This window comes from Luteimonas vadosa, from assembly GCF_039543545.1.
Taxonomy (GTDB): domain Bacteria; phylum Pseudomonadota; class Gammaproteobacteria; order Xanthomonadales; family Xanthomonadaceae; genus Luteimonas; species Luteimonas vadosa.
In genome coordinates, this window is sequence record NZ_BAABJY010000001.1 from 272093 (window position 1) to 286437 (window position 14345).

Below are 14345 nucleotides of genomic sequence, written 5' to 3' on the forward strand. Positions count from 1 at the left end.
GGTCGGCCCGGGCCCTTGGCCCCCGCATCGCTGCCCGCGCGCCTGGCAGGTTCACAAGCCGGGCGGCAACTTGACCTCGAAGCGGGCGCCGCCCAGCTCCTCCGAATGCCCCACCTCCAGCTCGCCGCGATAGCTGCGGACGATGTCCTGCACGATCGCCAGGCCGATCCCGTGGCCCTGCACCCGTTCGTCGCCACGCACGCCGCGCTGCAGGACATGCGCGATGCGTTCAGGCGGGATGCCCGGACCGTCGTCGTCCACGGACAGGTACAGTCCCGGCCGGCGATTGGGAGCCGTGTCGCCGCGGCGCGTGGTCAGCAGCACCCGGGTCCGCGCCCACTTGAACGCGTTCTCCAGCAGGTTGCCGAGCAGTTCCTGCAGGTCGCCGGGCTCGCCGTGGAAGCGCGCTTCCGGATCCAGCTCGAATTCGCAGATCACCCCCTTGCCGACGTAAATCTTCTCCAGGCCGCGCACGACCTGCTCGGCATGCCCGTCGATCTCCACCGGGGCGGCGAAGAGCTTGTGGCCGGCGGACGCCGCCCGGCCCAGCTGGTAGCCCACGAGGTCGTTCATCCGCCGGAGCTGGGTCGCGACCTCTTCGCGCAATTCGGACTCGCTGGCATCGCTGTCTAGGCGGGTGCGCAGCACCGCCAGCGGCGTCTTCAGGCTGTGCGCCAGGTCGGACATGGTGTTGCGCTGGTGGTCCAGGTTCTGCCGCTCGCTGTCGATCAACGCATTGATGCTGTCGGTCAATGGCTCGAGCTCGCGGGGATGGCGTTCGCTCATCCGGTTGGCCTGCCCGCGCTGCACGCGCTTGAGTTCGCTCACGACCCGCCGCAGGGGCCACAGGCTCCAGCGCAGGATCACCGCCTGCAGCAGGAGCAGGATGAAGCCGGCGATGCCCAGGTAGCCCCACAAGGCCTGCCGGAACACGCGCACCTGCCGCGGCAGCGTGCCGGCGTCCTCCATGATCCAGATGGTGTACGGGAATTCGGCCTCGGGGCGGCGCTCGATGGCCCAGATCAGGCCGCGCCCGTAGCGGAAGACCTCGCCGCGGCTGCCGTCGCTGTTGGTGATGGGCAGCGGCCCCTCGAAACGCTCCTCGCCCCCGGCGAGCATCGCCGCGGCGGGCAGCTGCGGGCCTTGCGCCGAGCTCGACATCCAGCTGCCGTTGGGCAGTACGACCTCGGCGTACAAGCCGCTGCCGGGGCGCTCGAAGCGCTCGTCGGGCGGGCTTTCGGGCACGTAGATCTCGCCGTTTCGGAAGAAATCGATGTCGCCTGCATAGGCCGAGGCGAAGTTGCGCAGCCGGTCGCGCTGCACTTGCCCCGCCACGTCGACGAACGCACGGTCGAGCGCATAGCCGGCGAGCGCGAGGAACGCGACCAGGCCCAGGCTGGCCGCGAGCAGTTGCCGCGCCTGCAGCGAGCGCGGTCGCCAAGGCAGCGATCTTTCCCGCCTACGCATCAGTGATCCCCTGGGCACGCCTACCCGCAAAGACCATCGCCCGCGAATGGCGGGCGATGGCGTGCAACGGGACTGATTGTGCCTGCTCGGGCCGCGGCACGCATCCGGCCCGCGGTCAGGTGTCTTCTTCGGTGCTGCGCGGGATGGCGAAGCGGTAGCCGCGGCCACGCACGGTTTCGATCGGCTTCAGCGAACCTTCCGGGTCGAGCTTTTTGCGCAGCCGCCCGATGAAGACCTCGAGCACATTGGAGTCGCGGTCGAAGTCCTGCTGGTAGATGTGCTCGGTGAGGTCTGCCTTGGACACCAGTTCGCCGGCATGCATCATCAGGTATTCGAGCACCTTGTACTCGTAGCTGGTCAGGTCGACGTTCTGTCCGTGCACGGTCACCGTCTGTGCCGCCAGGTCGAGCGTCACCGCGCCGCATTCCAGCGTCGGCTTGCTCCAGCCCGCGGCACGCCGCACCAGTGCGTTGATCCGCGCCAGCAGTTCCTCGACGTGGAAGGGCTTGACCAGGTAGTCGTCGGCGCCCTGCTTGAGCCCATCGACCTTGTCCTGCCAGCTCGAACGCGCGGTCAGGATGAGCACCGGGAATTGCTTCCCCTCGTCGCGCAGCGCCTTGACCAGTTCCATGCCCGACATCTTGGGCAGGCCCAGGTCGATGATGCCGACATCGAAAGGCACCTCGCGGCCCATGTACAGGCCCTCCTCCCCGTCGGCGGCGGCGTCAACGGCAAACCCCTCGCGCTTCAGGCGCGCGGCCAACGTCTCACGCAGGGGGGCTTCGTCTTCGACGAGCAGGATGCGCATGCGTTTCTCCAATGTCAGGGCCGGCGGCTCGCCAGCCCATGGTCTTGCGGCCTAGGGTGCGTATTCAGTCGTCGTCGCCGCGTGTAGACCTCGAGGGACGCTGCCGGGGATCGTCCAGGTACACCCGGACGCGACCGCTGTCGTCGACCACCTTGATCCGATTGACGTCGCGACCATCGGACTGCATGCGCTCGGCGCGCAGCACCTGTCCGCGCGTGCTGCGCTCGACCCGGCGGATGGAGTCCGACAAGGTGTCCTGTCGGCCCCCGCGCGAACCCCGGTCCATGCCGCGCTCGGCGCTTTCCCCGCCGCGGTCGCGTTCCCGTTTCTGCTGGGCGTTCGCTGGCACGGCCACTGCCAACAGGGCAGCGGCGGCCAGGCTCAGCATCGGCAGGGAGTGGCGCAAGGTCATCGGGTCAATCCTTGGTCGGGTGGGCCCGGGTGGGTGGGGATTCGCCCGCGGCGCCGGTGGCAGGGCGTGGGTAAGGGTCGAGCCGCCGCAAAAGCACGGTAGCGGGACCAGGCTGAACCCAGGACGTGGATTCTCGCGGCGGGGCTGTGAATCCGTCCTTAACTTTTAGTTTACACATGGGCGCCATTCAGTCGAATGGGACTTACCGGGGCTTCGGCATGCGCCGCCCATCGCCTCGCCGCCGCGAAGTCGGCCCGCGATCGCCCTAGAAGACCTCGGCCACGCAACAGCGCAAGGAGCCGCCCGCGGCTTCGATCGCATCGAGCGGTACGGACCCGACCCGGAATCCGGCGGCCTCCAGGCCCGCGCGGGTGACGGCCGACAGCGTCGCTTCGGCACGGGCGCTCATCCACGCCCGGCCGGGGGCGAGAGCGATGGCATTGCCGGCGAGTCCCGCCTGCTCTTCACTGGACAGCAGCAGCGCGTGAGGGGCGTACAAGGCCGCGATCGCGGCCACGACGTCCGGATCGGCGAACCCCCGCGGGCACAGCAACGCCGCGTGGCCGGCGAGCACCGCCAGCACCACGTTGGCGTGGTATTCACCGGGCGCCAGGTCGAACAGCAAGGTTGCGCGCAAGCCGAAGGCCTCGTGCATGAGGCGCGCGCCGGCTTCGTCGCAGCGTTCGGACAGTCCGCAAAACCCGAGGCCGCGCGCGCGGTCGATCACCAGCGCGCCGGTGAGTTCGCAAGGATGGGGCTGGGCCGAGAGGTCGCACTCGTCGTAGCCCATCAGCTCCGTGAAGCAGCGACGGATGTCCTGCCTCTCCGCCTCGCGCCGGCGCACCGCATGGCGCATCCGGCCGACGACCAGCCGTCCGGGCACCGTCGCGAAGACGTTGTTCGGGAACAACCCGTCCGGCGCCCCCGGCAGGCCCGCGAAGCAGAACACGGGCACGTCCTGCGCCAGGTCCTGCTGCAAGCGCCGGTGCTCCTGCGTGGCGCGCGCGGCATCGAAGGCGGAATCGCCGGCCGCCATGTAGCGGTTGTCCGACGCGGACTCGGCCGCACGGCCAAACCCGTCCGGCGAGACCAGGAAGGCCGCCCGCGCCGTCGCCGGTCCGAAGTCCCGGGCGCAAGCGCGGGCCCGCGCGAGGAATGCGGCGACGTCGCGCGTGATCACGGCGCCCCCTGTGGCATGTCCAGGGCCGGCAAGACGTTCATGCCGCGGCTCGCGCCGCGTCACCGGTCACCGCCAGCGCCGCCTCCACCAGCGACCAGTCGGCGCCGGGGCGATGCGCGCCCTCGCTCAGGACCTGCCGGAACGCGCGTCCACCGTACTGCCCATGGAACAGCCCCAGCAGGTGCCGGGTGACATGCTTGAGGAATACTCCTTCGGCCAGCTGCCTTTCGACGTAAGGCCGCAGGTCGCGCAACAGCGACGCCCGCGAACGGCGCTCGCCGCCGAACCATTCCACGTCCAGGCAGTGCAACAGGTAGGGGTCGTGGTAGGCCGCGCGGCCGAGCATCGCGCCGTCGACGTGCGCCAGGTGCGCCGTGGCTTCGTCCAGCGTCGCGATCCCGCCGTTCACCACCACCGCCAGCCCCGGGCGCTCGCGCTTGAGCGCGTACGCCCAGTCGTATCGCAGCGGTGGGACTTCACGGTTCTGCTTGGGAGACAGCCCCTGGAGCCATGCATTGCGCGCGTGCACCACGAACATCCGGCAGCCGGCCGCGGCAACCGTGTCGATGAACGCCAGGAAGCGGTCGAATTCGTGGTCGTCGTCCACGCCAAGCCGGCACTTGACGGTCACCGGCACCGGCCGCGGCAACGCGGCGACGGCCTCGCCCATCGCCGCCACGCTGTCGGCCACCAGTCCTGGCTCGCGCATCAGGCAAGCGCCGAAGCGCCCGGCCTGCACGCGGTCGGACGGGCAGCCGACATTGAGGTTGATCTCGTCGAAACCCCGCTGGGCACCGATCACGGCCGCGCGCGCCAGCAGCGCCGGTTCGCTGCCGCCCAGCTGCAGCGCCACCGGGTGCTCGACGGGATCCATCGCCAGCAGGCGACCCCGGTCGCCATGGATCACCGCATTGGCGTGCACCATTTCGGTGTACAGCCTCGCGTGCGGCGCCAGCAGGCGGTGGAACACCCGGCAGTGGCTGTCGGTCCAGTCCATCATCGGTGCGACGGATAGCCTGACATCCATAACATCTTGTTTATTAATCGTTTTCACCAGTTATCAAATGGGCTTAAACGGGCCGTGTGCGGTATCTGGTGCACATGCAGCGCACACGAGAGGATTATCCGGGTAACATCTGGGCAACGTTTGTACGGACACATACTGCACACATGGCCTCTTTCACAAGGCTCCCCTCGGGCAATTGGCGCGTTCAGGTCAGGCGATCTGGATTCTATCGAGCAGCCACCTTCCCTCTGAAACGCGACGCTGAGTCTTGGGCACGAGTGGTCGAAGGCCAAGCGCGCCAGGTTGCCGTGAGCGGCCACGCGCAGCCACCCAAGGGCGCGACCCTGGCGGACTTGATCGACGCGTACCGCGAATCCGGGGCGAGTAAGGGCGGCAAGACGAAGACGGCCACTCTGGCGATGCTAAAGGAGCGCTTGGGCAAGGTGAAGCTCTCCGCGTTGTGTGCAATTGTCCTTCGGGACTTCGTCGATCGCCGCGTGAAGGATGGCGCCGGCGGAGTGACCATCGCCGCAGACCTGTCCTTCTTGGGCGCAGTGCTCAAATGGGGCCGTCATGCGCGGCACCTCGATTTGCCGGCCGATCTCCCCGCCCAAGCTCGTGCATCGTTGAAGCACCGGGGCCTCGAAACCAGAAGTAAGGAGCGCGAGCGCGAGCCGACGGACGAAGAGATGACTCGGCTCTATGCCCACTGGCAAGCACGTCCTCAGCAGCGGATCAACATGGAAATAATTTGCCGCTTCGCGCTGGCGACCGGCCTTCGGCTCGGCGAGATTTGCGCTCTCAGGGTCGAAGACGTCGACTTAACGCGAAAAACTGCCGTGATTCGTGACCGAAAAGACCCACGTAACAAGATCGGAAACAACCAGACTGTGCCGATACTTCCTGATGCGGCTGCAATCCTTTCGGAGCTCATTGGTGATCGAGAAACCGGAACGGTATTCGGTGTGAATGCGAACTCCGTGTCGACGGCATTCACCCGAGCCTGCAAGGCGACCGAGCCGAGTATTGAAGATCTTCACTTCCACGACCTCCGTCACAAAGCGACGGCGCAGTTCTTCCGGCTAGGCCTCGACATCCCGCGCGTGGCTCTACTCACCGGACACAAGACGTGGGTGATGTTGCGCCGGTATACATCCATTAAGGCTGAAGACGTGCATGCAGCCTTGAACAAGAGCGAAGCCGAATGAAAAAGCGTGAAAAGCCAGACTTTTCGCTCTCGGAGGCGGGCTACTGGATTGACCCTTCTGTCATCCCAGAGGCAGAACGTTCGCTCCTATTGCGCTTCCTATCCGACTCTTCCCTTGACGGGGATGCGGAAAGCGGGCGACGAGCTAGATTCCTCAAATTTGCCATGGTTCTCGTGACGGAGCCACGGCATGGTGATACACCTGCCTTGGAGGAGCGAGCCCAACTCACGGCGATAATCCATTCCATCGGCGGCGACAAGGGAATCCTGGGAGCCCTTGAGAACCTGAGTGAGTCGAATATCGAACACCTGGCAGCGTTCGCTCGAGAGGTTGGATATGACGACCCACCAGTGATCTCCGAAGAGGCAGCAATTCAATTGCGGGATCGCCATGGACTCTCAGATTTCTTGGAGGACCTATGGAATAGGCTTCAGGTACTCGCCTGCGTCACAGAGCGAGCCAATGACAATTTACAGGTAGGTCGCACGGTGAAGCGCGCTCAGGATCGCGCACGTGCCCTAGTCTCTCGTCTGGCTGACTACCACTTCGAGCTTTGCGGGAGCTGGCCCCCAAGCAACAACGCCAGTTGGTTCTCTAATTTCGCAGGGAAGCTGGGAGAACTTGTTGGCGCGGAATTGGGATTGGGAACGCTTCGTTCAGGCCTTCTCGAGGCCAAGTCGAAGCGCAACTTCGTTGATGTACAAAAAGAGAAGATCAAAAGAGGATCGAGCAAGCAGCCGGTCCGGTGAAATGAACCCATGCACGAACCGGCATCCAGCCGGCGACGACGGGGAACCATGGTTACCGACCACGAAAACAACATCGACCGCATTCGGCGCATTGCCGATTACCTGGAATGCTTCCTAGAGGAAGATTTCCGACTTTTGGCGGGAGCGACCCAATCCACGATTGAGGCATGGCGCAAGCGTGGCAAGGGCCCGGCGTACATCCGGCTTGGCAATCGCATTCTATACCCGCGGGACGCGGTCGCCGACCACCTGAAGTCACTCTCGCGCGAGCGCGCCCCGCGTTTCGAGGGCATTCTGTGAGCGGGCTCCAAGCGTTCATGGCTGGGGTCGAGTACCACCAGGCCGTCGGAAAGGTGGACCAGGTAACCCTTCAGGCGCTGAAGGCGAAACACGAGGCCCTCCTTTCCGCTGAGGGCCTGGCGACGCCACTCGAAGACCCTGGCGCCATCTACCACGCCAGTCAAACCGAGACGAGGCGGGACAAGGACACAGGCGAATCTACTTTCCTCCGGGCGCACGGCACCGTTGAAAACCTGTCGCGGCTCGTCGGCGCCTACAACGTTCGCGTTCGCTATAACGAGCTGTCTCGCGAAATCGAAGTTAGCGTGGGCGGCCAACTTTTGGATGGAGAGTTGGCCCGAAACACAAACTTAGCTTTGATCGAAGACCTTTGCCGAATTAACAGCTATCCGCACACGCAAGCTGCCGGTAATCTGTACGCCCTTGCTGAGCGCGACAAATACAACCCGGCACTTGACTGGATTCGGTCCAAGCCTTGGGACGGCACCACACGCATCGATCAGCTATTTGACTGTCTGACGCTCGCAAGCACGGACCCTGCCAAGGTCGCGTTGTCCTGGAACCTCTTCAGGAAGTGGATGCTTGGCGCAACAGCAATCTTGTCCGGTTATGCTTCGAAGTTCGAACACGTGCTGGTTCTTGTCGACCCTACAGGCGGCATCGGCAAGACACGGTTCTTCAATACGCTCTGCCCCACCCCGTACCAGGCAGATGGCGTCGCGCTAAACGTCAACGACAAGGACTCTATCCTGCACGTCATCAGCAAGTGGCTTGTAGAGCTTGGAGAGATTGGCGCGACGTTTAGCAAGTCCGACACTGAGGCGCTGAAGGCATTCCTGAGCCGAGGATTTGACGAGGTCCGACCACCCTATGCGCGCGCGGCAAATCGCTACCCGCGACGAACGGCATTTTTCGGGAGCGTCAACAACGTGCGCTTCCTAACGGACGACACGAACAACCGTCGCTTCTGGCCGATTGAAGTCAGCGCCATCAATTACAAGCACGAAATCGATATGCAGCAGGCTTGGGCCGAGGCATTGAATTGGATCGAGCGCGGAGACACATGGCATCTGAGCCCGCAAGAAAACGTAATTATCGGCAAGTACAACGAGGGCTTTCGGAGCATGGACCGCGTCGAGGAAATGATCTTGGGATCATATGACATAGATGCGCTCCCGAGTCGTTACATGTCCGCCAGTGAAGTGCTGACGGAAGTCGGGATCATGCACCCGAAGCAGTCGGACACACGGAAGGCCTCCGCGGTCCTGCGCAAACTCTTCGCGTGCAAGATCTCCAAAGGGTACACCGTCTATCACGTGCCCCACGCCAGGACCAGCGGCTGTCACATGTCGGCGGTGAGAGATCGCAACCACGCTAGTCCACTCTAAACGGACTCTCCACCCACCACCAACTCGTCACCACCCTCGCAGGTCATTGCTTCTTAGCAAGATGATTGCGGTTGGTGACGATTGGTGATGAGTTCTAAAAAGAATGTGGCAGGGCCTTACTAGCACTCAATACTGTATTGAAAGCCTCAACATTTCGTCACCACCCGTCACCCGCCATCGCTTCATTGAGAAATTCTTGGGTCCTTCCCGAGGGGGTACGCCTGCGGGGTTAACGACACCGCCGGAACAGTGATCTGCGAGGCGCTTTGAGTACCTTTTTAGGTTTTCGATGTAGAGACTAGTGTTCCGCTAGTTCAGGGTGCCCTTAGCAGGCCTTCCGCTTGCTCTTTTACGATGTCCCAACGATCGATCGCCTCTGCGTGCATAGTCAATGTGATGAATCCCTCTGCATCTGAGGCCGCCTTCATCGACAACTCGGGATCCCCTGCCCATGTGCCCCGTCTGCAGACCAGAAGTTCGATCAGCACCTTCCAAAATGGCAAGCCGTTTGGGAACGCTCCCGCCAGATGCCCTACCGGCTCCTTTCGCTTCTTCCACTTGCCCGATGGCGTGAGCAAGGCATCTACGGGAATCACCGTTGCGCCCATCGTAGAGCTAATGCCTGGCGTGGCCGCAGAGCAGCTCATTTGCTCATACGTGCTGAATTGGCCGCATGCTCCGTCTAGGTACTGGGACGGCACGTAGACCAATAGAAACGCAAGCGCACCACATTCTGCCCGTGCCGCTTTCAGTTGCTTCCTTAGCTTGGAAATTCCTTGCTTCCCTTCGCATCGGAGCTTTCCTGTCTTTGGGTCAAGGACTTTCGCCTGGAAAAGGCACCTTTTCAGCCCAAACTCAGTAGCAAGGTTGACGCGCAGATCCGCACCGTTTTTGGACTCCTCTCGTGGCGTCGTCTTTTGCATAGTTAGCAACACACTGCTTGGACCCACCCGGCCGCTTAGCTCGAGCCACACGCACAGCATGTCGCACAACTCATCGGTCAAGGTCCTTTCATCGCTTCCGAACAGCTCAAGTTTGGCTGCGAGATGAGCGCCGACAGATCCTGCCGCGTCTTTAACTCCATGTGGCGAAGTTGCCGCCGTGAATCCGAACGATGTCGACATCCGATCCCTGCTCAGCTGTGGAAGAAGCGGAAAATTTGCACTCGACAAAGTCGAGAGGGCGAACTAGTTGCTGAAGCTACCTCTGCCGAACCCTACTACTCTGCATACCGCAGCGATTGCCTGAATGCGCCGGTCCATTCATACAGGCATATACCCTTGCATTGCCTGTATATTGCCTGTACATTCCCTGTATGCCACTCTCCAAGCCCGCCGAACGCGCAATCCAAACGGCCGAACGCAGCCTGAAAGCCTTGCTTGAAGAGGCGATAAGGGCGGGGCATTACGACGAGGTTGTCCAGCTTGCCGAGGCGGCCCGCGTCTTGGCATCCCTAGTCAGTAAGGGGCAGGTGGAGCTCACATGCGCAAGCGACATAGCTGGAACGCAGAATGGTGGCGAACCTGTCATTCAACCCCCTCGTCGCGCGAGAAGAAGCGCCTACCCCCGCTTCGAGATCCTTGGCGACCGGCTTGTGAAAACCGGCTGGTCGAAGCGTGCCAAGGCTGAGTATCAACACAAGGCGACGCGAGAAGGAGCTCTTCACACATTCCGAGCTCTAGCCACTAGCGCCGATCGCCCATTCCGAATGGATGATTTCCTTCCTGTGCAATTAGAAGACGGCTCTGAGTTGCCGACGTACCAAAGCTATCTAGTGCTGGCTTGGCTGCGCGATCTGGGATACATAGTTAAGAAAGGCAAGGACACCTATCAGTGGACTGATGTCGAGCCGGACGATTCCGCGTTCAGCATGGCTTGGGAACGGACTCACACTTAAAATTGGCGAGGGAATGATGGATAGCAAGACGCTTGCGTTGTCGCTGTTACATGCCGAGTCAGAGAAAGACGTAATCTCCCTTTTGAAAAAGGCCGGATACTGGGACGACCCAAGTGCCTGGCGGCTCTTGGGAGACAAAGATGGCAACTATTCCACCATAGGCAACCAACAGGCCCGCCCTGAAGCGGCTTTAGTGGAGAAGATTGTTAACTCAGTCGATGCGCGGCTGTTAAACGAGTGCCTCGTCGACGGGCTCGATCCGGAGTCAAGTCACGCACCTCGCACGATACCGCAGGCTATCGGGATGTTCTTTGACGGGAAAGACTGCGCGTCTAGCTCAGAGTCAAGCATCGCCGACTGGGGGCCAAAGAAGCAGCTCGAGCAGGCTCGCTATATAACCATTGCTGTGACAGGTAACAAGCCTCGAGAAGGCATGCCCTGCATTACGATCGCAGACGCTGGTGAAGGACAAACACCGGCTCGCTTTCCAGACACCTTCCTATCAATCGACAAGGCCAACAAGCTCAGAATTCCTTTTGTGCAAGGGAAGTTCAACATGGGCGGAACAGGCGCGCTGAAATTCTGCGGCCAGCACAGCCTTCAGCTCATCATCTCTCGACGCAACCCGACGATTATCAGCAAGTGGGACGGCGACTCCACGAAATGGAAGTCAGATGACCCCCGCCGCGACGAGTGGGGCTTCACGATAGTCCGTCGGGAGCGACCGACAGGAGCTGCAGGTGAAGTGCGGAACTCCATTTTCAAGTACCTAGCGCCCCTATCGAGCGGCAATGGGAATGGGCAAGTCCTGAGCTTTGACGCTGACAGTCTCGCAATCTTTCCAGATGAGAATCGAGCCTTTGTCCGTGAAGCTAGCCACGGCACTGCAATCAAGCTCTTCGAGTACGACGTCAAAGGGTTTGGAAGCCATGCATTCATGCGTAATGGTCTCCTTACGCGCCTTGAGGCACTCCTACCCCAGATCGCACTTCCTGTGCGCTTCCATGAATGTCGCGCCTATCGCGGAGAGACGGGGCGGAGCTTTGCTACAAGTCTCGTTGGACTGTCCGTTCGACTAGCAGAAAACCGTGGCGAGAACTTAGAGGAAGGTTATCCGACAACTGCATCTTTCGTAGTTAAGGGCGAGAAAATGACTGCCCAGATCTACGCTTTTAAGAGCAACAAGGCCGACTCCTACCGCACGAATGAAGGCATTATTTTCGCGATCAATGGACAAACACACGGCGCGATCCCAAAGACGTTCTTCGAGCGCTCTAAGGTCAAGATGGGACGACTGTCAAAATCATTGATCGTGATAATCGACTGCTCACAAATGTCTGTCGGGTCTCGCGAAGACCTCTTCATGAACAGCCGTGATCGACTCAGTAATGGAGAGCTACGGAAAGAGATAGAAGAGGAGCTCGAAGACATCATTGGCAAGCACCCCGGACTTCGTGAGCTTCGGGAGAAACGCAAAAGAGAGGAGATCGCAGATCGCCTCCAGGACTCAAAGCCATTCGAGCAGGTCCTCGATTCAATCCTTAAAAGCTCTCCGACTCTCTCAAGACTATTCCGTTTCGGGCAGCGACTTAGCCAGCCCAATCGAGCAGATCCCTCCGACCGCAGGGGCGGAGGCGAGGGCCGGTCGTCTGGTGAAGGCGCGTTCCATGCTCGTCCGCACCCCTCCTACTTCCGCTTCCACAACCGCCCGTATGGCACAGAGCTGACTCGCAACGCGGAAATTTCACGTCGATGCCGAATCCGGTTTGAGACTGACGCTCAGAATGACTATTTCGAACGCGACCACGTACCTGGGAACTATGATGTCGACATCATCGATGGGCCGCTTGAGGGAGCGTCTCTAGACCATCACATCACTCTTCATGATGGTATTGCCCATTGGAGCATCAAGCTTCCTGAAGAACGCTTGGAAGCTGGCGACAAGATTCGCATCCAATGCACCGTCTCAGATGAGACCATCCCAGAGCCATTTGTTAACGTCGCGGTTATCAACGTTAATCCGAAAGATGACAGTGGTGGTGGTCCGAAGAAGTATCCGCGCTTGACCAATTCGAGCGGCGGAAAGACCGGGCAAGGAGGAACAGGCGAACAAGGAAGCGCAGGTGCAACCAACGCACCGGGAAGCACTCTGGAGGGCGGTCTAGAAGTACCGACACCAATTCCCGTGAAGAAAAATGACAAGAATTGGATTGAACACGGGTTTGACGATTACACGGCGTGCAAGGTCATCGAGGACGAGGCGTCATTTTCATTTTATGTGAATGTTGACAACCTGTACCTCTTAACGGAAATGAAAGAAGGGAAGGAAGATTCCGCCCTGCAGCGCGCGAAGTTTGTTTGGGGAAACGTTCTGATTGGCCTTGCCTTGATCCATGACAGAAGAAAAAACACTCGGTCCGATGGCGACGAATCAGTCTTCTCGATAATTGACACAACTACTAGAGCACTAGGCCCTTTTCTCGTCCCAATGATCGATCACTTAGGGGCCCTATCTGACGAAGATGTAAGCGTGGCCGCCGCGAGAGGAGACGATGAGTGACTACACGGCCCGATGGAGAAGGGCCACTTCTCTCGCTGAATGTGTGTGGCCTTTAAGGTTCGCGTGCCAGCTTCGGCCAGGAACACTTCGCCAAGACCTAATTGCCCTTCCCGTCGGTCGACGCAATTCTTCGAAACCAGCCTCATCCATGTTCCTCAAGTACCGTTTCAATTGCGTCTCCGGCCTGGAGAAAGCGATCATTTGCGCCATCACAGCGCCCTTCTTCATCACGGATCGTATGGCACGAAGAGTAGCTAGCGACTGTGAGAAATACTGCTCCGAGTCCGGATCCTTTCTCGAGCCAAACGTATAGAAGGCTTCTCCCTTGCCATCTAAACAATCCGCGATCCAGTAAGGCGCAGGCGTCTCCCGACGCCCGTCGACCTGCCACCGGTGGTACAGCATGTGCACTCCAGGGTATGGCGGGCTCGTAACTACCAGATCGGCTTTTCTGCCACTTTTGAAGGGCGAATGAAACTGAAGATTGGCGGCAGAATCGTGAATTAATCTTGGGAGGTAGCGGCCCCCGTGCTGCTCTTCAACGGCCGCTTGAAAGGAAATGCTGGCCTTAAGCATCTCCTGCGCACATTGGGTCACTCGCTCTCGGAACGAAGCTAGCGACACGGAAGTCTTCTTCCCATTTAGTGCCCACTGGCTCACGTTCAACAGTACGCACCTCGCGAACAGTCTTGCCTCTTCGCTACTTAATTCTTCAAGTGAGAGAAGCGCTAGCGCGAGAAACTTTTTTAGGGGGCGAGCACTCGGGAGATGCATGTTCCTCGCACGGTCAGCACAGATTGCCTCCGCAATGCGGTCGCTCTTGATACGGTAGTTCAGCCCAGGAATAACCGTCGATGCCCATGTCCGGATCTCGACGGCGTCGCGAGTTGAGATGGGTTGGGTTTTAGCCCTCGCAACAAACACCGCCAGTGAATTGAGATCGCAGCCAATCGCCTCCCGCCCCGCCGCCATGGCTTCTACGATCGTCGTACCACCGCCCATATAAGGATCCAGCACGACATCACCCGGACTAGAGAATGTCTCGAGCACAGCGGATACATAGGCCGGCGAAAATCGTGCAGGATATTTGTAGTGACAATGGGTCAATCCTACAACTGGGGACGCGTCTAAAGCTCCCGCCCGCAGCGCGCTCAAGTGTTCTCGAAATTCTGAAGTCTGAGCCATCGCAAGAACTCTAGCCGAGCAATCCTTTGGACTATACCTGGGTCGAAGCGACGCATGAATGCCCTTGGCGATCTTGGCCGAGTTCTGGCGAGAGAGCTCCCTCAACCACCGTCACCCGTCTGCCGTCGCGCCGCCTTAACGCCAGCGGGGCCATGAACCTCAAATGCCTTAGGAGGATTGCACAC

General features: G+C 60.6%; 13 protein-coding genes. 6 read left to right on the forward strand and 7 right to left on the reverse strand.

Annotation, left to right across the window (positions count from 1 at the left end; genetic code table 11):
• Positions 1-51: 51 nt before the first annotated feature.
• The 5 genes from ABD970_RS01245 to dusA form a co-directional block, all read right to left on the reverse strand.
• Positions 52-1467, reverse strand: a complete 1416-nt coding sequence (locus ABD970_RS01245; RefSeq protein ID WP_345293681.1) for an ATP-binding protein — start codon at positions 1465-1467, stop codon at positions 52-54.
• Positions 1468-1582: 115 nt separating this feature from the next.
• The gene (locus ABD970_RS01250) at positions 1583-2275 is read right to left on the reverse strand and encodes a response regulator transcription factor (protein WP_345293682.1); all 693 of its coding nucleotides are present in this window, start codon (positions 2273-2275) and stop codon (positions 1583-1585) included.
• A 64-nt stretch (positions 2276-2339) separates the two neighbouring features.
• Complete coding sequence (locus ABD970_RS01255) at positions 2340-2687, reverse strand: hypothetical protein (RefSeq protein ID WP_345293683.1); 348 nt, start codon at positions 2685-2687, stop codon at positions 2340-2342.
• A 265-nt stretch (positions 2688-2952) separates the two neighbouring features.
• Positions 2953-3867, reverse strand: coding sequence for an arginine deiminase-related protein (locus tag ABD970_RS01260; RefSeq protein WP_345293684.1), 915 nt, complete (start codon positions 3865-3867; stop codon positions 2953-2955).
• A gap of 37 nt (positions 3868-3904) precedes the next feature.
• Positions 3905-4921 (reverse strand): tRNA dihydrouridine(20/20a) synthase DusA, encoded by a 1017-nt coding sequence (gene dusA, locus ABD970_RS01265; protein ID WP_345293685.1) that lies wholly within the window; start codon positions 4919-4921, stop codon positions 3905-3907.
• A 305-nt stretch (positions 4922-5226) separates the two neighbouring features.
• Here dusA and ABD970_RS01270 point away from each other — a divergent pair, with 305 nt between their 5' ends.
• The 4 genes from ABD970_RS01270 to ABD970_RS01285 are packed head-to-tail and all read left to right on the forward strand — an operon-like array spanning position 5227 to position 8518.
• On the forward strand, positions 5227-6081 hold the full coding sequence (locus tag ABD970_RS01270) for a site-specific integrase (protein ID WP_345293686.1): 855 nt from the start codon (positions 5227-5229) through the stop codon (positions 6079-6081).
• Positions 6078-6830 (forward strand): hypothetical protein, encoded by a 753-nt coding sequence (locus ABD970_RS01275; RefSeq protein ID WP_345293687.1) that lies wholly within the window; start codon positions 6078-6080, stop codon positions 6828-6830. The genes ABD970_RS01270 and ABD970_RS01275 overlap by 4 nt, the downstream gene beginning before the upstream one ends.
• Before the next feature lie 9 nt (positions 6831-6839).
• Positions 6840-7130, forward strand: coding sequence for a helix-turn-helix transcriptional regulator (locus ABD970_RS01280; protein WP_345293688.1), 291 nt, complete (start codon positions 6840-6842; stop codon positions 7128-7130).
• A 17-nt stretch (positions 7131-7147) separates the two neighbouring features.
• Positions 7148-8518: a VapE domain-containing protein gene (locus tag ABD970_RS01285; protein ID WP_345293689.1), complete on the forward strand. Its 1371-nt coding sequence runs from the start codon at positions 7148-7150 to the stop codon at positions 8516-8518.
• 314 nt (positions 8519-8832) lie between these two features.
• Here the strand turns inward: ABD970_RS01285 and ABD970_RS01290 are convergent, their stop codons facing one another.
• Positions 8833-9642 (reverse strand): hypothetical protein, encoded by an 810-nt coding sequence (locus tag ABD970_RS01290; protein WP_345293690.1) that lies wholly within the window; start codon positions 9640-9642, stop codon positions 8833-8835.
• Positions 9643-9833: 191 nt separating this feature from the next.
• On the opposite strand from ABD970_RS01290, the gene ABD970_RS01295 reads away from it, so the two are divergent.
• Positions 9834-10415, forward strand: coding sequence for a hypothetical protein (locus ABD970_RS01295; protein ID WP_345293691.1), 582 nt, complete (start codon positions 9834-9836; stop codon positions 10413-10415).
• A 16-nt stretch (positions 10416-10431) separates the two neighbouring features.
• On the forward strand, positions 10432-12975 hold the full coding sequence (locus ABD970_RS01300; protein WP_345293692.1) for a hypothetical protein: 2544 nt from the start codon (positions 10432-10434) through the stop codon (positions 12973-12975).
• Here ABD970_RS01300 and ABD970_RS01305 read toward each other — a convergent pair whose 3' ends face one another.
• A complete protein-coding gene (locus ABD970_RS01305) occupies positions 12976-14160 on the reverse strand; it encodes a DNA methyltransferase (protein ID WP_345293693.1) in 1185 nt (394 codons plus the stop codon).
• Positions 14161-14345: the final 185 nt, after the last annotated feature.